The 21,407-nt window shown below is 45.2% G+C and carries 23 protein-coding genes and 1 tRNA gene; 11 read left to right on the forward strand and 13 right to left on the reverse strand.

The window, feature by feature from the left end; all coding sequences use genetic code 11:
• Nucleotides 1–21 precede the first annotated feature (21 nt).
• A tRNA-Asp gene (locus F0231_RS10335) sits at nt 22–98 on the forward strand.
• 289 nt (nt 99–387) lie between these two features.
• Nucleotides 388–1,071, forward strand: a complete 684-nt coding sequence (locus F0231_RS10340; RefSeq protein ID WP_171759655.1) for a DedA family protein — start codon at nt 388–390, stop codon at nt 1,069–1,071.
• A gap of 85 nt (nt 1,072–1,156) precedes the next feature.
• Here F0231_RS10340 and F0231_RS10345 read toward each other — a convergent pair whose 3' ends face one another.
• Nucleotides 1,157–2,464 (reverse strand): sodium:proton antiporter, encoded by a 1,308-nt coding sequence (locus F0231_RS10345; RefSeq protein ID WP_171759656.1) that lies wholly within the window; start codon nt 2,462–2,464, stop codon nt 1,157–1,159.
• Between the two features lie 169 nt (nt 2,465–2,633).
• Between F0231_RS10345 and metH the strand changes: the two genes are divergently transcribed.
• Nucleotides 2,634–6,311 carry a methionine synthase gene (gene metH, locus F0231_RS10350; RefSeq protein ID WP_171759657.1) on the forward strand — a complete coding sequence of 1,226 codons (3,678 nt, stop codon included), beginning with the start codon at nt 2,634–2,636 and terminating at the stop codon, nt 6,309–6,311.
• A 69-nt stretch (nt 6,312–6,380) separates the two neighbouring features.
• On the opposite strand, the gene mgtE is transcribed toward metH, so the two are convergent.
• From mgtE to F0231_RS10410, 12 genes are all read right to left on the reverse strand, one after another.
• The gene (gene mgtE / locus F0231_RS10355; RefSeq protein ID WP_171759658.1) at nt 6,381–7,736 is read right to left on the reverse strand and encodes a magnesium transporter; all 1,356 of its coding nucleotides are present in this window, start codon (nt 7,734–7,736) and stop codon (nt 6,381–6,383) included.
• Nucleotides 7,737–7,848: 112 nt separating this feature from the next.
• On the reverse strand, nt 7,849–8,127 hold the full coding sequence (locus F0231_RS10360; RefSeq protein ID WP_171759659.1) for an HPr family phosphocarrier protein: 279 nt from the start codon (nt 8,125–8,127) through the stop codon (nt 7,849–7,851).
• A 3-nt stretch (nt 8,128–8,130) separates the two neighbouring features.
• A complete protein-coding gene (rapZ, locus tag F0231_RS10365; RefSeq protein ID WP_171759660.1) occupies nt 8,131–8,994 on the reverse strand; it encodes an RNase adapter RapZ in 864 nt (287 codons plus the stop codon).
• Nucleotides 8,994–9,440: a PTS IIA-like nitrogen regulatory protein PtsN gene (gene ptsN, locus F0231_RS10370; RefSeq protein ID WP_171759661.1), complete on the reverse strand. Its 447-nt coding sequence runs from the start codon at nt 9,438–9,440 to the stop codon at nt 8,994–8,996. The genes rapZ and ptsN overlap by 1 nt, the downstream gene beginning before the upstream one ends.
• A gap of 4 nt (nt 9,441–9,444) precedes the next feature.
• The gene (gene hpf / locus F0231_RS10375; protein ID WP_171759662.1) at nt 9,445–9,732 is read right to left on the reverse strand and encodes a ribosome hibernation promoting factor; all 288 of its coding nucleotides are present in this window, start codon (nt 9,730–9,732) and stop codon (nt 9,445–9,447) included.
• Between the two features lie 24 nt (nt 9,733–9,756).
• Nucleotides 9,757–11,214 carry an RNA polymerase factor sigma-54 gene (locus F0231_RS10380; protein WP_171759663.1) on the reverse strand — a complete coding sequence of 486 codons (1,458 nt, stop codon included), beginning with the start codon at nt 11,212–11,214 and terminating at the stop codon, nt 9,757–9,759.
• A 50-nt stretch (nt 11,215–11,264) separates the two neighbouring features.
• The gene (gene lptB / locus F0231_RS10385; protein WP_171759664.1) at nt 11,265–11,990 is read right to left on the reverse strand and encodes an LPS export ABC transporter ATP-binding protein; all 726 of its coding nucleotides are present in this window, start codon (nt 11,988–11,990) and stop codon (nt 11,265–11,267) included.
• 2 nt (nt 11,991–11,992) lie between these two features.
• On the reverse strand, nt 11,993–12,490 hold the full coding sequence (gene lptA / locus F0231_RS10390) for a lipopolysaccharide transport periplasmic protein LptA (RefSeq protein ID WP_171759665.1): 498 nt from the start codon (nt 12,488–12,490) through the stop codon (nt 11,993–11,995).
• Nucleotides 12,471–13,034 carry an LPS export ABC transporter periplasmic protein LptC gene (lptC, locus tag F0231_RS10395; RefSeq protein ID WP_171759666.1) on the reverse strand — a complete coding sequence of 188 codons (564 nt, stop codon included), beginning with the start codon at nt 13,032–13,034 and terminating at the stop codon, nt 12,471–12,473. Before lptC ends, lptA begins: the two co-directional genes overlap by 20 nt.
• Complete coding sequence (gene kdsC, locus F0231_RS10400) at nt 13,031–13,588, reverse strand: 3-deoxy-manno-octulosonate-8-phosphatase KdsC (protein WP_171759667.1); 558 nt, start codon at nt 13,586–13,588, stop codon at nt 13,031–13,033. Before kdsC ends, lptC begins: the two co-directional genes overlap by 4 nt.
• On the reverse strand, nt 13,588–14,553 hold the full coding sequence (locus F0231_RS10405) for a KpsF/GutQ family sugar-phosphate isomerase (protein WP_171759668.1): 966 nt from the start codon (nt 14,551–14,553) through the stop codon (nt 13,588–13,590). The genes kdsC and F0231_RS10405 overlap by 1 nt, the downstream gene beginning before the upstream one ends.
• Before the next feature lie 22 nt (nt 14,554–14,575).
• Nucleotides 14,576–15,541, reverse strand: coding sequence for a calcium/sodium antiporter (locus F0231_RS10410; protein WP_171759669.1), 966 nt, complete (start codon nt 15,539–15,541; stop codon nt 14,576–14,578).
• Nucleotides 15,542–15,782: 241 nt separating this feature from the next.
• Between F0231_RS10410 and mlaF the strand changes: the two genes are divergently transcribed.
• From mlaF to F0231_RS10450, 8 genes are all read left to right on the forward strand, one after another.
• Nucleotides 15,783–16,580, forward strand: coding sequence for a phospholipid ABC transporter ATP-binding protein MlaF (mlaF, locus tag F0231_RS10415; RefSeq protein WP_171759670.1), 798 nt, complete (start codon nt 15,783–15,785; stop codon nt 16,578–16,580).
• Nucleotides 16,580–17,368, forward strand: a complete 789-nt coding sequence (mlaE, locus tag F0231_RS10420) for a lipid asymmetry maintenance ABC transporter permease subunit MlaE (RefSeq protein ID WP_171759671.1) — start codon at nt 16,580–16,582, stop codon at nt 17,366–17,368. The genes mlaF and mlaE overlap by 1 nt, the downstream gene beginning before the upstream one ends.
• Nucleotides 17,369–17,387: 19 nt before the next feature.
• The gene (mlaD, locus tag F0231_RS10425) at nt 17,388–17,870 is read left to right on the forward strand and encodes an outer membrane lipid asymmetry maintenance protein MlaD (protein WP_171759672.1); all 483 of its coding nucleotides are present in this window, start codon (nt 17,388–17,390) and stop codon (nt 17,868–17,870) included.
• Between the two features lie 11 nt (nt 17,871–17,881).
• Nucleotides 17,882–18,523, forward strand: coding sequence for a phospholipid-binding protein MlaC (gene mlaC / locus F0231_RS10430; RefSeq protein ID WP_171759673.1), 642 nt, complete (start codon nt 17,882–17,884; stop codon nt 18,521–18,523).
• Nucleotides 18,520–18,849, forward strand: a complete 330-nt coding sequence (locus tag F0231_RS10435) for a lipid asymmetry maintenance protein MlaB (protein WP_171759674.1) — start codon at nt 18,520–18,522, stop codon at nt 18,847–18,849. The genes mlaC and F0231_RS10435 overlap by 4 nt, the downstream gene beginning before the upstream one ends.
• Entirely contained in the window at nt 18,842–19,096 is a 255-nt protein-coding gene (ibaG, locus tag F0231_RS10440; protein WP_171759675.1) for a BolA family iron metabolism protein IbaG, read from the forward strand. Before F0231_RS10435 ends, ibaG begins: the two co-directional genes overlap by 8 nt.
• A 9-nt stretch (nt 19,097–19,105) precedes the next feature.
• Entirely contained in the window at nt 19,106–20,365 is a 1,260-nt protein-coding gene (murA, locus tag F0231_RS10445; RefSeq protein ID WP_171759676.1) for a UDP-N-acetylglucosamine 1-carboxyvinyltransferase, read from the forward strand.
• A gap of 118 nt (nt 20,366–20,483) precedes the next feature.
• Nucleotides 20,484–21,224, forward strand: coding sequence for a 1-acylglycerol-3-phosphate O-acyltransferase (locus F0231_RS10450; protein WP_171759677.1), 741 nt, complete (start codon nt 20,484–20,486; stop codon nt 21,222–21,224).
• The last annotated feature ends 183 nt before the right edge of the window (nt 21,225–21,407 follow it).

The raw sequence follows: 21,407 nt of genomic DNA on the forward strand, positions 1-21,407 counted from the left end.
GACTTTAAGTCTAACCAGTGCGGAGCGGTAGTTCAGTTGGTTAGAATACCGGCCTGTCACGCCGGGGGTCGCGGGTTCGAGTCCCGTCCGCTCCGCCACTTATTCAGACAAAGCCCTAACAGAAATGTTAGGGCTTTTTCGTATGTGTAGTATTATTTTGGTCTGAGACCAACGAGTTTCGCTCGAATGCGGGTTTACTTAGCCACTTATTTAGAAAGCCTAGTCTTACGACTAGGCTTTCGTCGTTCATAGCACTTGAAACATTACAAGCCTGTTATAAGGCGTCCGCATAGCTTACTAATCTTTACGATTGAATTTCGTATTTGCAGTGTCTGTCACTCAGAGATACAACAAGGAGTTACTTCAAATCTAGCTAAGGAACACGATATGTTAGATGCTCTTCTTGCTGTATTTATCGCGTTGTGGAATCAAGACTTCTCTGTGTTACAAAGTCCTGAAAGCGCAGTAATGATTTACTGTGTGGTAGGTATTTTGATCTTTCTTGAAAGTGGCTTTATCCCTGCCGCTCCTTTTCCTTGTGATAGTGTCGTTGTGCTTTCGGGGACACTTGCTGCAGTTGGCGTCTTAAATCCGATAGCAGTCTTACTGCTAATTTTTGTCGCTGCAGCTTTAGGAAGTTGGGCTGGGTATTTACAAGGTACTTGGTTAAATAAGCTACCTAAGGTTCAAGGATGGGTGGATGCGGTACCAAATAACCGAATGGCTCAAGTTGATAGATTGTTAGGGAAGCATGGCTTAGTGGCTTTGTTTAGTGCTCGATTCGTTCCTGTTGTGCGTTCACTGTTACCTTTGATGATGGGGATGCGTGCCAGTCAAGTGAGCAAATTTCACTATTTCTCTTGGTTGAGTGCACTACTGTGGACATTACTCCTTTGTTCGTTTGGCATGCTTTTACCTATGCTGCCTGACGCAATCAGCAAATATATAACTGCTGGGCTTATGGCTGCCCCTGTGATTACCTTAAGCCTAGCAATTTCGAGCTTTGTCTTAATTAAACTTAGGAAATCATTATCTAAGCCTGTCACCGAGACCGCAAGTGAAGAGCAATAACTCCTTCTATGTGGTGAATCTAGCGGCACAAAAAAAGGCAGCGAAATTCGCTGCCTTAATCTTTTCTTATATGTAATTGAGGGGACTATTCTTTATCGCCTTTTAGCTCAGCTGAATCCATCTCTTTTTGAGCAAGCTTTGCTTTTTCGATCATTGGTGTAATAGTCGAGCCTTGAACTAGGATCGAAAATACAACCACGGAGTAAGTCATGACTAGAATGATCTCCTTGACGTCAATAAGCTTATCTTGAATAACCCAGATGCCTGATGGGATAGAGAGAGCCATTGCCAGTGCCAAGCCTCCCCTTAATCCACCCCAAGTTAGGATTTTGACTGACCATGGATTGTATGTGCGGTTGCGCTTAAAGCCAATGTATGACAGGAAGACACTTAAGTATCTAGCAGCGAGAACAAGAGGTACTGAGAAAGCCATTAAGATCCAGTCTTCTTTGTGGAACTCAAACAATAGCATCGACATACCAATAAGAAGAAATAGCACACCATTTAGAAACTCATCTATCAACTCCCAGAAGTGGTCTAGGTGATCTTCACTCTCCTTAGAGAATCCGATAAATCGGGTCCAGTTACCAATCATAATACCTGATACAACCATAGCGAGAGGGCCAGAAACATGGATGACTTCGGCAAACGCGTAACCTGCTGTAGGAATACCAATTGTTAGTAGTAACTCCATCGAGTGATCATCAGTCGCACTGATCAGATAGTGGAATAGTAACCCTAGAGCAAAACCATAAGCGATGCCGCCGATGGCTTCTTGCATGAACAGGTGTGTGACTGAACCCACGGTAGGTGCTTCTGTACCGAAAGCGATAGTGAACAAGGTAACGAAGATCACTAAGCCAAAACCGTCGTTAAACAAAGACTCTCCTTCGATCTGGGTCGAAATACGTCTTGGTGCATCAAGCTTTTTCACGATGGCTAACACGGCAATAGGGTCAGTCGGAGAAATAAGGGCACCAAACAGTAGGCAGTAAACTAAATCAAATTGAATACCGATAAACTGACAGAAGCCATATAGAACGAAGCCAATAAAGAACGTTGAGAACAGAGTAGCTCCTAAAGCTAGCACTGTGATTTCCCACTTTTGATCCTTTAAGTTGGGAAGCTTTATACCTAGTCCACCTGCAAATAACAGAAATCCTAATATCCCTTTGAGTAGGAAGTCCTCAAAGTTAATGCTCGCAACGGTACTTGACGCGATGGTGGTGAGGTGGAACCAATCGTTCTGACCTGCCACTAGGATCAGCAATGACAACATCATTGATCCCGCAGTTATTGCGATGGTGGTTTGCATTTTACCTATCTTGCTGTTTACAAAAGCAATCAGCATCGCTGCAGCAGATAAAAAGCAAAGCGTATAATAGACGGACATTAGGCTCTCACTATGTAACAAATTGTGAATAGGGATTTTCTGCCTACTATGGCTAAATAGCAAACATTATTTTGTCATTTCAAAGTCATCAATTTACTGTTTTAGACGTCTAGACTCCTTTAATTTGTGTGATAGGATGGAGAGATAATTAAAGGAATGAGGCTGTACTGTGGGAAGTAATGTAAGGCAACAGATTGAAGCTCAATTAAAGCAACGTATCTTGCTGATCGATGGTGGTATGGGCACCATGATCCAAGGGTATAAACTTGAAGAGCAAGACTATCGTGGTGAGCGATTCGCAGAGTGGCACTGCGACTTAAAAGGTAACAACGACCTTTTAGTTCTTACGCAGCCAAAGCTTATTAAAGATATCCACCTAGAGTACCTAGAGGCGGGTGCGGATATCCTAGAAACCAATACATTTAACGCAACAACGATTGCTATGGCTGACTACGACATGGAAAGCCTTAGCGAAGAGATCAACTTTGCCGCCGCAAAGCTGGCTCGTGAAGCTGCAGATGAATGGACGGCAAAAACGCCAGATAAACCTCGTTATGTAGCAGGCGTACTTGGCCCAACAAACCGCACGTGTTCAATCTCCCCAGATGTGAATGACCCAGGTTACCGTAATGTGAGCTTTGATGAGTTAGTAGAAGCTTACTCTGAGTCTACACGTGCGCTTATTAAGGGTGGCTCTGACCTAATCTTGATTGAAACGATCTTTGATACGTTAAATGCCAAGGCGTGTGCTTTTGCTGTAGATTCCGTTTTTGAAGAACTTGGCCAAAGTTTACCTGTAATGATTTCAGGCACGATTACTGATGCATCAGGTCGAACTCTTTCTGGTCAAACGACAGAAGCGTTTTATAACTCTCTTCGTCACGTGAATCCGATCTCTTTTGGTTTGAACTGTGCCCTTGGGCCAGATGAACTTCGCCCATATGTAGAAGAACTATCACGTATTTCGGAGTCTTTTGTTTCCACTCACCCTAATGCGGGTCTACCGAACGCCTTCGGTGAATACGATCTCTCGCCAGAAGATATGGCGGTGCACGTTAAAGAGTGGGCAGAAAGCGGCTTCTTAAACTTGATTGGTGGTTGTTGTGGTACGACACCTGAGCATATTCGCCAAATGGCCAATGCCGTTGAAAATGTTTCCCCTCGCGTGTTACCAGAGTTGGTAACGGCATGTCGACTGTCTGGCTTAGAGCCATTAACTATCGAGAAAGAATCGCTATTCATTAACGTTGGTGAGCGAACTAACGTAACTGGTTCAGCACGCTTTAAGCGCCTTATTAAAGAAGAGCTCTATGATGAAGCGCTAGAGGTTGCTCGCCAGCAAGTTGAAAACGGTGCTCAGATCATCGATATCAATATGGATGAAGGGATGCTCGATGCTGAAGCTTGTATGGTGCGCTTCCTGAATCTGTGTGCGTCTGAGCCAGAGATTTCTAAAGTGCCAATCATGGTCGACTCTTCCAAATGGGAAGTGATAGAGGCTGGCTTAAAGTGTATCCAAGGTAAAGGCATCGTTAACTCTATATCTTTGAAAGAAGGTAAAGAGAAATTCATTGAACAAGCTAAGCTAATTCGTCGCTATGGCGCTGCTGTTATCGTGATGGCGTTTGACGAAGTCGGTCAGGCGGAAACTCGTGAACGTAAACTCGAAATCTGTACCAATGCCTACAACATCCTAGTTGATGAAGTTGGCTTCCCACCTGAAGACATCATCTTTGACCCGAATATCTTTGCGGTCGCTACAGGTATCGAAGAGCACAATAACTATGCTGTGGACTTTATTGAAGCCGTTGCGGATATCAAACGAGATTTGCCACATGCGATGATCTCGGGCGGTGTGTCGAATGTGTCGTTCTCATTCCGCGGAAATAACTACGTACGCGAAGCGATTCACGCGGTGTTCCTATACCACTGTTTCAAGAATGGTATGGATATGGGTATCGTGAACGCAGGTCAGTTAGAGATCTACGATAACGTCCCTGAAAAACTGCGCGAAGCGGTAGAAGATGTCGTTCTTAACCGTCGTGATGATGGTACCGAACGTTTACTTGATATTGCTGCTGAGTATGCAGGTAAGGGCGTCGGAAAAGAAGAAGATGCATCAGCGCTTGAGTGGAGAACTTGGTCAGTTGAGAAGCGACTTGAGCACGCTCTGGTTAAAGGTATTACTGAGTTCATTGTTGAAGATACAGAAGAAGCTCGCCTTAACGCTTCTAAGCCATTGGAGGTGATTGAAGGTCCTCTGATGGATGGCATGAACGTTGTGGGTGATTTGTTTGGTGAAGGTAAGATGTTCTTGCCTCAGGTAGTGAAGTCTGCCCGAGTGATGAAACAAGCGGTTGCTCATTTAGAGCCGTTCATTAATGCATCAAAACAAGCGGGCTCTTCAAACGGTAAGATTCTTCTCGCAACGGTAAAAGGTGATGTTCACGATATCGGTAAAAACATCGTTGGCGTTGTACTGCAATGTAATAACTACGAGATCATCGACCTTGGCGTTATGGTGCCATGTGAGAAAATTTTAAAAGTCGCGAAAGAAGAGAATGTCGATATTATCGGCCTTTCTGGTCTGATTACGCCATCGCTGGATGAAATGGTTCATGTGGCTAAAGAGATGGAACGTTTAGACTTTGACTTACCTCTTTTGATTGGTGGCGCAACAACATCCAAAGCGCACACTGCCGTTAAGATTGAACAGAACTACAAACACCCTGTTGTGTATGTGAACAACGCTTCACGTGCGGTGGGGGTATGTACATCCCTTCTTTCTGATGAGCTACGTCCTGCGTTTGTCGAAAAGCTCGACGCTGACTACGTACGTGTGCGTGATCAACATGCACGTAAAAAACCACGCACTAAGCCAGTTACTCTTGAGCAGGCTCGTGCCAATAAAGTTGCGATAGATTGGGAGAGCTATACTCCTCCAGCTCCAGCGAAACCAGGTGTTCATATTTTTGATGACTTTGATGTTGCAACACTGCGTAAGTATATCGACTGGACACCATTCTTTATGACTTGGTCACTGGTGGGCAAGTACCCAGCCATACTCAAACATGAAGAGGTAGGTGAAGAAGCGCAACGCCTGTTCAAAGATGCTAACGACCTATTGGATAGAGTTGAAAGTGAAGGGCTATTGAAGGCTCGCGGAATGTGCGCCCTGTTCCCAGCTGCGAGTGTTGGTGATGATATCGAAGTGTATACCGATGAATCACGCACGGAAGTGGCCAAAGTGCTGCATAACCTACGCCAGCAGACTGAGAAACCGAAAGGGTTCAACTACTGTCTATCTGATTACATTGCTCCAAAAGAGTCGGGTAAGAAGGATTGGATTGGTGCGTTTGCTGTAACGGGTGGCATTGGTGAACGTGAGCTTGCTGATGAGTACAAGGCAGCGGGTGATGACTACAACGCGATTATGATTCAAGCCGTAGCCGACCGTTTAGCTGAAGCGTTTGCAGAGTACCTGCATGAGCAAGTCCGTAAAGAGATTTGGGGCTACTCGGCAGATGAAAACTTATCTAACGATGATCTGATTCGTGAAAAGTATCAAGGTATTCGACCTGCACCAGGCTATCCAGCTTGTCCTGAACATACAGAAAAAGGGACGCTTTGGGAGTTGCTTGATGTTGAAAAGTCTATTGATATGTCATTAACAAGCAGTTATGCGATGTGGCCAGGAGCTTCGGTTTCTGGTTGGTACTTTTCTCACCCAGACTCTCGTTATTTTGCGATCGCTCAGATCCAAGAAGATCAAGCGCAAAGCTACGCTGAACGTAAAGGTTGGGATATGTTAGAGGCGGAGAAGTGGTTAGGTCCAAACCTTAACTGATCTTTGTGGAACAATGAAAAAGCGCAGCCCGAGAGCTGCGCTTTTTAGTTTCTATCGAGGAGAAGGTGACTAGATTAGGATTGTTGCTAAACCTAAGAACACTGACAATCCAATCACATCAGTTACTGTGGTCAGCGCCATTCCTCCGGCTAGTGCAGGGTCTATATTCATCTTTTTCAGGATGATTGGAATGGTTACCCCGGCAACCCCCGCTACGAGTAAGTTAGTGAGCATGGCTGCTGAAATGATTCCGCCAAGCATCCAGTTACCTTTCCACGCTACGACGATCCCGCCGATGATCAATGCCCACATGATGCCATTAAGAAGGCCTATAGCGGCTTCTTTCATCAACAGCTCACGTTTGTTTGAGTCACCAATGTGGCCCAATGCTAAGCCACGAATAACCAGTGCAACGGTTTGGTTTCCGGCAACACCTCCCATTGAAGGGACAATGGTCATCAGAACGGCAATCGCGGCCATTTGGTCTAACGTTGCTTCAAACATGTTGGACACAGACGCTGCGGCTAATGCAGCCAGTACATTGGCACCAAGCCAGATGCTCCGTTTGCGTGCAGATTTAACCACAGGAGCGAAGGTATCTTCGTCATCATCCATACCCGCCATACTCATCATTGAGTGTTCAGCATCTTCACGAATGACATCGACAACATCATCGATGGTAATACGCCCAACAAGGTGTTGGTTTTCATCAATTACAGGAGCAGAAACCCAATTACGGCGTTCGAATAGGCTTGCGATATCCGAGTCAACCATGGTCACGTCAATCGCTTCGTCTGCATCTTCCATTACCTCACTGACTTCAATGTCAGGCTGAGTGGTAATCAAAGTCGTAATTGGAAGTTGGCCGATTAAACGGTTCTCTTCATCAATGACATACAATGCGTCAGTGGCTTCTGGCAGTTCCCCTTTCATACGTAGATAACGTAGAACAACGTCGACATCAACATCACCACGAATGGTGATAACGTCGGTGTTCATTAAGCCACCTGCGGTATCTTCTGGGTAAGATAGAGCGGTTTCGACTAATAGACGCTCGGCAGCATCCATCTGAGACAGGACTTCACGAGAGACATTGTCTGGCAAGCTACGCAGTACGTAAGCGACGTCATCAGTCTCCATCCCCTCTGTTGCTTCAGCGAGCATCTCAGGTGCCATTTTTGACACGAGATCATCTTTGACGTCCTCGTTAAGCTCATCGAGGATCTCACCGTAGTCTTCTGGATCGGTTAACTGCCAAAGAACTTCACGACTTTTACGTGGAGATGCCTCCAATAGGTGGGCAATATCTTCGGGTTCCATATCCTGCAGCTGGCGGCGGACATGGACAAAGCGACCATTTTCTAGGGCTTCGCTAACTTCTTGGAGGGCTTGGTGAGCTTGGTCAAATTCTATTTGCTCTGCCATTGGTTCCCCCTGACTCTATATGCTTACAATGCGATGAATAGTAACTTAATTTTAGAATGGATTTAATAAGTTATTGTGAACGAAGAGGATTTAGTTACTGAACTGAGTAAGTTTACTCGTCCTCATCAAACTTATCTTCGATGAGGTGGCAGACGGCTTCTAGGGCTGGGTTTGCATCTTGTCCATCAGCGCTGATGGTGACATGTTCCCCCTGCGCGGATTCAAGCAGCAGTAGACCCATAACACTATCGGCAGTGGCTTCTTTGCCCTCATGATTCTGAATGGTCAAGATGGCGTCGAAGGATTGAGCGAGTTCAACAAGTTTAACAGCAGCACGTGCATGTAAGCCTAAACGGTTTTGAATTAAGACAGTGCGACTTTGCTGCTGCATGGGCTATTCCTTGTGATTCTTTTCCAGTGATGCGTGGCGGATTTGCACTTGATGACCAAGCTCCGCAAAGTATTCACCAATTTGTTGGGTTAGGTAGACCGAACGATGCTTACCACCAGTACAGCCAATCGCAACGGTAAGGTAACTGCGATTGTTCTTCTCTAATAGAGGCAACCAGTGCTCGATAAACTTTTGCACTTGCTGCTTGAGATCCATCACTTCTTGATGGCTTTCCAAGAAAGATTTGATTGGCGCATCTAATCCTGTAAGCGGGCGAAGATCGGGCTCCCAGTGAGGGTTTGGCAGAAAACGCACGTCAAAGACGTAGTCGGCGTCACTAGGTAAGCCGTATTTGAAGCCGAAAGATTGGAAGACCATAACAAGATCTTTTCTCTCTCGACCTTCAACACGCATGCGGATGGTTTCGCTAAGGTCATGCAGTGATTGGTTACTACTGTCGATGACGAGGTCGGCATTCTCTTTTAGCGGAGAGAGGATTGTTTTTTCCTTCTCAATGGCTTGTTCTAAAGAGGTGTTTTCACTGCTTAATGAGAGCGGGTGAATACGTCGCGTTTCACTATAGCGCTTTAAGAGTGTCTCTTTATTCGCATCAAGGAAAAGAACATTAACATCTGAGCTTTTCTTGAGCTTAGTAAGGACATCTTCGACTAAGTTTGGTTCTGTAGGTAGGTTACGTATATCGATGCTAACCGCGACATTTTGCTTACTTGACTGGACCGATTGGACAAAGCCTTCAAGCAGATCGACTGGCAGGTTATCTACACAATAGTAGCCGAGGTCTTCGAGCACCCTTAAGGCAACACTTTTTCCGGCACCAGACTGGCCGCTAACAACGATAAGACGCATTATTGATTAACCATGATGTCGTAAAGCTCTTCATCAGACTGGGCTTTACGAAGCTGTTTGAGTACCTGCTTATCGTTAAGTCGCTCTGCCATACTAGAAAGGGTTTTTAAATGCTCTTTACACTGTGCGTCGGGCACAAGAAGGGCAAAAAGTAGGTCTACAGGGCGGTTATCGATAGCGTCAAATTCGACAGGCGATTCACATTGAAGTAGCACAGCGACAGCTTTATCGCTGGAGTGCATACGAGCATGGGGAATGGCTATTCCATTTCCAATGCCAGTACTGCCCATTTTTTCTCGGCTGAGCATACATTCAAAAAGTTCTGTTGAGTTTTGTCCCGTGTGTTCAGCAACAAGTTCACTGATCATTTCTAGGGCTCGCTTTTTACTAGTACATTGGACTGCACTTTTGGTGCAGTCCAATGTGAGGATTTCGCTTAGTTGCATGATGTTAGTGGGCGTTTAGCTTTTCTTTGTGCTTATTGAGCTGTCGAACAAGTTTGTCGACTAGGGAATCTATTGCTGCATACATGCTTTCATCATCTGACGATGCATGAATTTCAGCTTGGTTAACATGAAGGGTAGCTTCTGCGATTTGGTTAAGTTTTTCAACTTTTAATACCACATGAATACTGTTGATATGGTCGAAAAATCGCTCAAGCTTTTGAAACTTATTGTTTACGTAGTCTTGCATTGAATCGGTTAGATCAACGTGATGTCCAGTGAGATTGATTTGCATAGACTTTCCTTCTCGGTTGTTGGCCTAAAGCAGGCGTTTGCGCTGACTTGAAGGGGCAATACCTAATGATTCACGGTACTTCGCTATTGTTCTTCTAGCGACCTGAATTCCCTGGTCAGCAAGTAGAGCTGCAATCTTACTATCACTAAGCGGCTTGGCACTGTTTTCTGCAGCGACGAGCTTTTTAATCAATGCGCGAATTGCAGTAGAGGAGCACTCTCCGCCGTTGTCGGTACTGACATGGCTTGAGAAAAAGTACTTCAATTCAAAAATTCCACGAGGGGTATGCATGTACTTCTGTGTGGTTACCCTAGAGATGGTCGACTCATGCATATCAACGGCAAGAGCAACATCATTTAATACCATCGGTTTCATCGCTTCTTCACCATACTCGAAGAAATCGCGCTGATGTTCAACAATACACTTAGCAACTTTGAGCAACGTCTCGTTTCTACTTTCTAAGCTTTTGATAAGCCATTTCGCTTCTTGCAAATTGCTACGAATGTACTGGCTATCTGCACTGTTGCCTTTACCAAGTGCAGCATATTGTTGATTTACCTTGAGTCTAGGGACTGAATCTGGGTTGATCGTCACAATCCATTTGCCGTGATCTTTAAACACAGAAACATCAGGAATGACGTATTCAGCATGCTCTGATGAGATACGGCTACCAGGGCGAGGGTCGAGCTGTTGAATAAGCTTTAAGACTTCTCTGAGGTCCGCCTCTTTGAGCTTAGTCTCTTTGATAACGAGCTTATAGTCTCGGTTTCCGAGTTGATCAATATGATTGGTAAGTACTAACTTCGCTTCTTGAAGCCAAGGAGTGTCTTCCGGGAACGTAGCAAGTTGCAGTAGTAGGCAGTCTTGCAGGTTATTTGAAGCCACACCTAGAGGGTCAAACTGCTGGATGCGTTTTCGAACGGCTTCGATCTCTTCGATTTCTATCTCTTCATTATCGAAGCTCTCTAGAATATCTTCGGTTGAGATAGTGAGATAGCCGTAGTCGTCGATAGCATCGATTAATGCGAGAGCAATCGTACGGTCAGTTTCGGTAAATGGAGTAAGGTCTAGCTGCCAGATAAGGTAGTCATGAAGAGACTCGGTGGTCTCACCTTGATAGACGGGAGAGTCATCGTCGAGGGCAAGTCCGGTACTGCCTGTGTTGGCACTGTAGACATCATCCCACGTGGTGTCCATCTCTAGGTCGTTACTAATTTCAGACTTTTCTATCAGCTCGGAACTATCTTTAACATCGGCTTCAGCAGCTTCAACCGTAGGCTCTTTTTCTTCGCTACGGTTTTGATCTTCTGCTGCTGGCTCATCACTGCTCTCTTCAACCTCTAAAAGCGGGTTTGAGTCCAAAGCTTCTTGAATCTCTTGTTGAAGATCTAGCGTTGACAGTTGCAACAAACGAATCGCTTGCTGCAATTGAGGAGTCATCGCTAACTGCTGTCCTAGCTTGAGTTGTAATGAGGGTTTCATTCAGTATTGTTTGCCTTAATGCTGGAGAATCTTACCGTTCTTCCCTTTAATCATAGACGGAATTGTTCGCCTAGATAAACTTGTTTTACTTGTTCGTTATTCAGAACTTGCTCAGGGGTACCTTCCGCAATCAAGTGCCCTTGGCTCACTATGTACGCCTTTTCACATACGTCGAGCGTCTCTCGAACGTTGTGGTCGGTGATCAGTACGCCTAGGCCACGATCACGTAAGTGCTCAATAATCTTTTTGATATCGATAACCGAAATAGGGTCAACGCCAGCAAAAGGTTCGTCAAGCAGAATGAACTGTGGGTTAGCGGCAAGGGCGCGAGCAATTTCGACACGGCGACGCTCACCCCCTGATAATGCCATACCGGCACTAGCGCGAATGTGCTGGATGTGGAATTCTTCTAACAAATCTTCTAGCTTGTCTTGGCGCTCTTCACGAGTCATCTCTTCACGAGTTTCCAGAACGGCCATGATGTTGTCTTCAACCGACAGTTTACGGAAGATTGATGCTTCTTGTGGCAGGTAGCCTATACCCATACGAGAGCGACTATGCATCGGCAAAATACTGATATCTTGGCCGTCGATAGTAATTGCACCTTGGTCGCGAGCAACTAGGCCGACAATCATGTAAAAAGAAGTCGTTTTACCGGCACCATTGGGTCCGAGCAAGCCAACAATTTGACCTGATTCGACTTGCAAGCTCACGTCTGTTACGACAGTGCGGTTACCATACGTTTTCGCCAGGTGTTCTGCTTTAAGTATTGCCATAATTATTCTTGTACTGTTTGAGGCTGAAGTACCGTAGAGACTCGGTCGCCTTTCTGCTTACCATCAGCGATAAGCTTTTGAGACGAAATCTTGTAAAGGATCTTAGTACCACGAATCACGCTGTCATCTTGAGATAGCATTGCCTCGTCAATCATGGTGAGTTGATCGTCAACCATGACGTAGTAAAGCTCTTTAGCTTCACCATAAAGGGTTTTTCCATCGTCGGTGAGCTGAGAGAAAGTGGCAAGGTTACCGTAGCCTTCAATCTCTCGGATTGATCCATCTTTTGGGTCACGAATTACTATGACTTTATCCGCGTTAATGTTGATGCTGCCTTGCTTTAGTTTTACGTCGCCAAGGAAAGTGACTTTGTTGCTTTGCATGTCTAGCTGTTGGCTATCAGAGTCAATATAAACGGGCTGATCTTGGTCTGTCGACAGCGCCACTGCTTGGCTAGACAGGAATAAACAAGAAATCAAACTAAGGTGTGAGAGTTTCATATCTACCTTGTACATGTTTGTATAGAGTTGCGTGATTATCAGCAAAGTTGCCGTTCATCGCTTGCCCTACAGTTTCAAATTGTGGGCCAACCAAAGTGACTTGGTTATCTGCCCAAAAATCTCTGTTGTCCAATTGGATATTCATTACTTCCGTGGACAGGGTATCAAAACCAGAATCTGGTAATAGATTGGTGGCCAATACGTCTTCGTAGAGAGTCAACACATGGTCTTGGGTTAATACACCGCGTACTGCTGTGATCTCCCACTCTTGTGTTGTGCCTTCTTTATAAACTTTCAATACTGGCTGCTGGAAAATGGTATCGCCACTTTTCGCGTAGTGATCCAATTCATCAGATAAAATTACGTAGCTGCGAATCCCATCCTCTGTGTAAGAGGTGTTTTCTAGGTTCACGCCGCTGAACATTGGGAGCTCTGTATCTGGCTCAACTTGGATATCATAACTCTGCTGCTTATCGAAAAGATAGTAAGCTGAGCAGCAGATTATAAAAATCACGATGAGGTATCCAATACGAGAAAGACTCATATACTTAAACCTTTGTGAACATCAAGTTCATTTCGTGCTTGTAATATTAGGTCGCACACCTCTCGAACTGCGCCATGTCCGCCTTTAATTGCCGTCACATAGTTGGCTCTTTTTACAAGGAGAGGGTGACCGTCCGCAACACAGACCTTCAGCGCAACTTTGTCCATAACAGGCCAGTCGATGAGGTCGTCACCAATATAGCCCGTCTGTTCTGGTGCGATATTTAGCTTGCTGCAAATGTCTTGGTACGCCTTAATTTTATCGTCTTGGCCTTGATAAATAAGAGAAATACCGAGCGCCGTCATGCGGTTTTCTACGATTTTTGATTGGCGGCCTGTGATGATGGCAACTTCAATGCCGGCATTCATTAACGATTTTACCCCGTACCCGTCGCGGGTATGAAAGGTTTTTAACTCTTCGCCATCATTGCCCATATAGACCAATCCATCAGAGAAGACGCCATCGACATCGCAAATCAGTAGCTTGATATCTTTGGCAATAGAAAGAATCGATGGTTCCACTGGTTGATAAAGTGTTTCAATCATTTCTGGCATTACATCACTCCAGCTTTTAATAGGTCATGCATATTTAGCGCACCGACGACTTTACCTTCTTCACATAGAATCAGGCCATTAATGCTCTTATCTTGCATTAAGTTCAAACCTTCTGCCGCCAGCATATTTGGTTCAGCAACGGTTGGGTTAGCCGTCATAACATCACCAATAAGGGCTGTATGAATATCAACACGCTTATCTAAGATGCGGCGCAAATCGCCATCGGTAAAAATACCCACTAGTTGCTGGTGGTCATTGACGACCGCTGTCATGCCGAGACCTTTTTGGCTGATCTCAAGCAAAGCGTCACGGATGACGGTGTTTGGCGTCACGATTGGCAGTGTCTCGCCTGTATGCATGATATCAGATAACTTGAGCAGCAGTTTTCTACCTAATGCCCCGCCTGGATGAGACAGTGCAAAGTCTTCAGCCGTGAATCCGCGAGCTTGCAGTAGCGCAACAGCTAGTGCATCACCCATTACCAGTGTAGCGGTTGTACTGGAGGTTGGGGCTAAGCCTAACGGACACGCTTCTTTTGGAACGGTAATTTGTAGATGCAAATCAGACAGCTTCGCCATGTTGGACTTAGGTTTGCCAGTCATGCTGATGATCTTAATGTTCAAGCGCTTAAGTACGGGGAAAAGGCCTAGTATTTCAGAAGACTCGCCCGAGTTTGATATTGCTAAAACAATATCACCAGATTCGATCATACCTAAGTCACCATGTGCGGCTTCGCCAGGGTGAACAAAGAATGAGGATGTCCCCGTGCTAGCCAGTGTTGCAGCAATCTTATTGCCAATATGACCCGATTTGCCCATACCCATCACGGCAACTTTGCCATCTTTATTAGCGATGATCATTTTACACGCTTTAACAAAGTCTTCGTTTAGATATTGATCCAGCTGTTCTAGTGCAGCGATCTCTGTTTTGAGTACTTCTAATGCAGCTAAACGGTAATCAAACATACAGAACTCCAACAAATAGCGATTAAGCGGTCATATTCATAATTAGGTAAGCTTGGTAGCCGATAAAGCAACAGAACAGCGCAGCACCTTCAAAGCGGTTAATACTACGAGATTTGCCCAGTGCCATGGCAACAAGCAATAGTGACACGCCGAGCATAACCCAAAAATCACGACCCATAGCGTATTCGCTTAGGATTGATGGATTAAGAATGCCTGGAATGCCCATGACTGCAAGAATATTGAATACGTTAGAGCCGATGATATTACCTACTGCCATATCATCTTCGCCTTTCATTACACCAGCGAGTGACGCAGCGAGCTCAGGCAGGCTTGTACCAACCGCAATGATTGTTAGGCCGATGACCAAATCGCTCATACCAAAGTGTTTCGCGATTATTACCGCGTTGTCGACAAGTGTATCTGCAGCGAGTGGTAGGATAATTAGGCCAATAACGACCCACAGAGCGGCTTTGCCATTGCTGACGCCTTCAGGCACTTCTGATTCTTGTTCTTCGATGAGAACATCACCATTTTTCTTCTCGTTACGGCTAATTCGCAGCATAGCAAGGATGAAAGCAGCAAATAGAACAAACAGCAGCACACCTTCGTAGAAGCCTAAGTGGCTGTCCCAAAGTAGAACACCAGCGAGAATCGTTACACCAATCATAAGAGGCAATTCACGACGAAGAACGGCAGAACTGATTGATAGAGGTTTGATGAGGGCAGTGATACCTAAGATAAGCGCGATATTAGCAATGTTAGAACCAAGAACATTACCTACAGCTGTATCTGTTTTCCCATCCAAAGCGGCCGTTGCGGAAACCATCATTTCGGGTGCAGAAGACCCCATTGCTAAGATTGTCATACCGATAACTAGTGGTGAAATACCAAAGTTTCGAGCAAGAGCGGCAGCACCGAAGACCAGTTTGTCTGCACTCCAAACTAAAAACACTAATCCAATAATGAGAAACACAACGGCTTCGAACATGATGATTCCTAATCAATATACAACGAGAGAATTTAACCGTTAATTTTGACGGTTTGGCATTTAAAAGGGAAGCAGTTCATTCAATTAATTGTTGTGGGAATGGATGAAATGCTCGCGAGAAGGTGACACATGAGATGTGATAGTAACATGCGAGTCACTCACAATTAATTGAACAGTGCTTTAAATTATGGATGAATGTGCTTATGATTGCCCATTCTTAAGGGAACGACAAAGAGTTCACATGGAATCTGAAGACCTAGTTACGGTAAATCAGCTTACGTTTTCCCGTGGGGAACGAAAAATCTTTGATAACGTCAGCTTACGTGTACCAAAAGGTAAGATCACGGCCATTATGGGGCCATCTGGTATTGGTAAAACCACATTACTTCGTTTGATTGGTGGTCAAATTGCCCCGGAAAACGGGGAGATATGGTTTGATGGCAATAACATCCCTAAACTAAGCCGAAGCAAGCTCTATCAAGAACGCAAAAAAATGAGCATGTTGTTCCAGTCTGGAGCGCTGTTTACTGATTTGTCAGTTTTTGACAACGTCGCATTTCCTTTACGTGAACATACCGATTTGGATGAAAGCCTCATCCGTACTCTCGTCCTACTTAAACTCGAAGCTGTCGGCTTGCGTGGCGCGGCTGATCTCATGCCGAGCGAATTGTCTGGTGGTATGGCAAGACGCGCTGCTTTAGCACGTGCAATCGCACTCGACCCAGATCTTATCATGTACGATGAACCTTTCGTCGGCCAAGACCCGATAACGATGGGTGTGCTGGTGGAGCTGATCCGAAACCTAAATCAAGCTCTCGGCGTGACGTCTATCGTGGTTTCTCATGATGTGCCTGAAGTGATGAGTATTGCTGACCTGGTTTATATTCTCGCAAATGGAAAAATCATCGCCTCGGGTACTCCACAAGAGTTGCGTGACAGCAATGATCCTCAAGTTCAGCAATTTCTTCAAGGTGAAGCGGATGGCCCAGTGCCGTTTCGTTTTCCATCTCAACCTTTATCTAAGGAACTTTTCTCATAATGACAGGCTTAGCGAATTTTGTAGCGTCAGTCGGCCAACGGGCAATGTCAATTTGCGAAGCGTTCGGTCGGGCAAGTTTGATGCTGTTTGGTGCACTAGCGAGTAAGCCACAGCCAATCAAAAACCTTCCGTTGTTGGTTAAACAGCTTTATAGCGTTGGCGTCCAGTCATTAATCATCATTGTACTTTCAGGCCTGTTTATTGGCATGGTGCTGAGCTTACAAGGCTACGTTATTTTGGTTGATTTCGGTGCTGAAGGTGCGTTGGGTCAAATGGTTGCGCTTTCATTGTTACGTGAGCTTGGTCCCGTCGTAACGGCTTTGCTGTTTGCTGGGCGAGCGGGATCTGCTTTAACGGCTGAGATTGGCTTGATGAAAGCGACAGAGCAGCTTTCCAGTATGGAGATGATGGCTGTTGACCCGTTGAAGCGCGTCATTGCCCCACGGTTTTGGGCTGGGGTTATTTCAATGCCAATGCTCGCAATGATCTTTATGGCGGTCGGCATTTGGGGCGGCCAGTTAGTCGGTGTCGATTGGAAAGGCATCGACCACGGAAGCTTTTGGTCTGCAATGCAGGCCTCGGTTGAGTTAGGTCAAGACATCGGAAACAGCATGATAAAAAGCTTAGTTTTTGCTGTGACGGTTACTTGGATTGCTCTATTCAATGGTTATGATGCGATTCCAACTTCGGAAGGTATCAGCCGCGCAACAACACGGACGGTAGTGCACTCTTCATTGGCTGTACTTGGGCTAGACTTCGTATTGACAGCCCTCATGTTTGGAAATTAATGGTGTTTGGGAATTAGTAATGCAACAAACTCGAAAAACAGAACTATGGGTTGGTAGCTTTGTTCTTGCTGGAATTTGCGCAATTTTAGTAATGATCTTTCAAGTTGCTGACGTAAAGGGAATTGGCTCTAGCGATACTTACACCCTGAAAGCGGAGTTCGACAATATCGGTAGCTTAAAGGTGCGCTCTCCAGTCAAAGTCGGTGGTGTCGTAATTGGCCGTGTGACAAACATAGGTTTAGATAGTGAGTCCTTACTTCCTGTTGTCACTATGGCGATTAGTAGCACTTACAACCAGTTTCCAGAGACTTCTAGCGTTAAGATTTTGACCTCAGGGTTAATTGGTGAGCAGTATATAGGCCTGACACCTGGCTTTGTATTTGATGATGAACAGATGCTGGTGGAAGGGGATTATATTGAAGATACGAAGTCGGCACTGGTACTGGAAGACTTGATTGGTCAAGTTCTTTACAGTGTTGGTGGTGATTCAGAGAGCGAGTAAGGAGCAGGTCGATGTTAAAAAAGTTAGTACTTACTTTGATATCATTTCTTGTGGCATTTAGTGCCGCAGCTAGTGATATTGATAAAACTCAGCCTTACCAAATGATGAAGCAGGTTTCGGAGCAAGCCTTTTCACGTCTGAAATCTGAACAAGCCAATATTAAGCAAGATCCTGAACTTCTTAAAGTGATCGTTGATGAGGAGCTAATGCCTTACATCAATGAGAAATACGCAGCTCTGAAGTTGCTAGGGCCTAATTTAAAAGGGGCTAAGCGAGAAGATGTGGCTGAGTTTATTGTCGCGTTTCGCGCTTACTTAGTAACGTCGTATGCGCAAGTGTTAACTCAATACACAGATCAAACAATTGAGTTTGGTCCAGAGCCTAAGCTGAATCCGAAGAAGAGTATTACTGGTGTAAAGGTAGAGATTGTTGATTCGCCGCGACCTAATATCAAATTGGAATTTAAGCTGCGCAAAGATAAGAAAAGTGGCGAGTGGCAAGCGTTTGATATGATTGCAGAAGGTATTAGCTTACTTTCGAGCAAGCAATCAGAGTGGAGTGGTAAGCTGCGCCAAGAGGGCATTCTTGCGGTCGCAAAAGAATTAGAGACGCTAGCCAAACAGCCTATTCGTATTGAGAGCAAGACACAATGAGTCAGTCTCAATGGCAGCAAAGTAGTGAGCACCAGTTTGCTTTGAGCGGCGATCTCAATCGAGACAGTGTGCCAATGCTGTGGCGGACGCTTCAGTCAAGTCAGTGGGCTGTTGAACAAGCTGAGATATCGCTCGCAGAGCTGAAACGCATCGATTCAGCAGGAATGGTGATGTTAATTCACCTATTAGAGCATGCAAAAAAACAAAACTGTCATATAATGCTCAGTTTCGTGCCAGATGAACTGCACACACTATTTCAGTTAAGCAATGTCGATGAGCTCGTTGCTGGGCATTTAAAGAATACTACAGGGGTGAATTGTGGATAGCGCAAAAGTACAACAGATTTTAAATGAAGCACTTAAACTAGAAGAACTGCACGTCAAAGGCGAGGGCAGTCATTATGAAGTGGTTGCTGTTGATGCTTGTTTCGATGGAATGAGTCGCGTTAAAAAACAACAGCTAATTTATGCACCGCTGATGGAATATATTCAAAGAAATGACATCCACGCTGTATCAATCAAAGCTTACACTCCAGATGAGTGGGCTCGTGATAAGAAGCTGATGTCGCTGTAAGGTTTAGTAATGGAAAAGTTTCGAGTAACAGGTTCTAACCAACCACTAGTTGGTGAAGTTACCATTTCAGGTGCGAAAAACGCAGCACTGCCGATTTTATTTGCGTCAATCTTGGCAGAAGAGCCAGTTGAAGTAACCAACGTTCCACGCCTTCGTGACATTGATACGACGATGGAGCTACTAAAGCGCCTCGGTGCGAAAGTAGAGCGTAATGGTTCAGTGCATGTTGACCCAAGCAGCATTGATGAGTACTGCGCACCTTACGATCTTGTTAAGACGATGCGTGCATCTATTTGGGCGCTAGGTCCGCTGGTTGCGCGTTTTGGTCAAGGTCAAGTCTCGCTTCCTGGTGGTTGTGCGATTGGCGCTCGTCCTGTTGACCTACATATTCATGGTCTGGAGCAGCTTGGTGCAACAATCACTCTTGAAGATGGCTACGTAAAAGCAAGCGTAGATGGTCGTCTAAAGGGCGCTCATATCGTTATGGATAAAGTGAGCGTAGGCGCAACGATTACAGTGATGTGTGCTGCAACACTAGCTGAAGGTAAAACAGTCCTAGATAACGCTGCACGTGAGCCAGAGATTGTTGATACCGCAGAGTTTCTAAATACACTAGGTGCAAAGATCTCCGGGGCAGGTACTGATACCATCACAATCGAAGGTGTTGAGCGTTTAGGTGGTGGTACACACGCTGTTGTTGCTGACCGCATTGAAACAGGTACATTCCTTGTTGCAGCAGCGGTATCTGGCGGCAAAGTAACGTGTCGCAATACTAAAGCTCACCTTCTAGAAGCAGTGTTAGCAAAACTAGAAGAAGCGGGCGCCGATGTTCAAACGGGTGACGATTGGATTTCTGTTGATATGACTGACCGCGAACTTAAAGCGGTAACGGTACGCACAGCCCCACACCCTGGTTTCCCAACCGATATGCAAGCCCAGTTCACTCTACTGAACTTAATGGCAAAAGGCGGCGGTGTGATTACTGAAACGATTTTTGAAAACCGTTTCATGCACGTGCCTGAGTTGATGCGTATGGGTGCTAAAGCTGAAATCGAAGGCAACACAGTAATTTGTGGTGACGTAGAAGAGCTAAGTGGTGCTCAAGTGATGGCAACGGACCTACGTGCTTCAGCAAGTTTGGTGATTGCAGGCTGTATCGCGAATGGTGAAACCATCGTTGATCGTATCTACCATATCGATCGTGGTTACGACAAAATCGAAGACAAATTAGTGGCTCTTGGAGCAACCATAGAGCGTTTTAGTGACTAATCGAAGCTTCAGCTAACATTTGTAAGCCGAAACGCAAGTTTCGGCTTTTTTATGAGCGGTAGATCAGTTAGAGTCTGGTCAACTGATATTTGATTAACTCTGTTCGCGGAGAACAATAATGATTGCACTACTACGTGTATTTGCTGTTGCGATTTTTGCAGTCGTAATGTTTGTGTTTGGTTGTGGCTATTGTCTACTCAGCCCTCGTAACCCAAAACACGTTTTTACCTTTGGCCGTCTGTTCGGCAAGATGTCACGAGTCTTTGGTATTAAGCTAGAGCTTCGCCTTCCTGAAGACGCTTACAAACGTGGCCAGCATATCTATATTGCTAACCACCAAAATAACTGGGATTTATTCACGGTTTCATCTGCGGTAACACCTAAGGTAGTAACGGTAGGTAAAAAGAGTCTCGCTTGGATGCCATTGTTTGGTCAGCTTTACTGGCTAACGGGTAATATTCTTATTGATCGTGCAAACCGTTCCAAAGCGAAAGGAACGATCGATCAAGTTGTTGACCAAATGAAGCAAAGCGATGTGTCTGTGTGGATGTTCCCTGAAGGTACTCGTTCTCGTGGTCGTGGTTTACTGCCATTTAAGACCGGTGCATTTCATGCGGCTATCGGCGCTAAGCTGCCAATCATGCCAATCGTCTGTAGTTCGACAAACGGTATTAAACTAAACCGTTGGAACAATGGTCATGTCATCGTTGAAATGTTGCCTCCAGTCTCTGTTGAAGGCTTTGGTAAAGAGAATGTACGTGAGCTAGCAAATACTTGCCGTGAGCAGATGAAAAACAAGCTAGAAGCGTTAGATAAAGAAGTGGCTATGCTGAACCAGCAAGAAGGCGTTAAAGCGTAACAGAGCGCTTCTGAGTAATACTATTAGAGCCCTAGTCGAGAGACTGGGGCTTTTTTATATCTGTGACTCACGATGCCGTTCCCGGGCGCAATTGGATAGGGAGCAATCGTTCTAAACTCTGGTTTTTTTAGTCTGTGTGAAGAAGGTTAAGATAGAGGTGCGATATGACAAATACCTAGATCT

This window comes from Vibrio sp. RE86 (genome assembly GCF_013114545.1).
GTDB lineage: Bacteria > Pseudomonadota > Gammaproteobacteria > Enterobacterales > Vibrionaceae > Vibrio.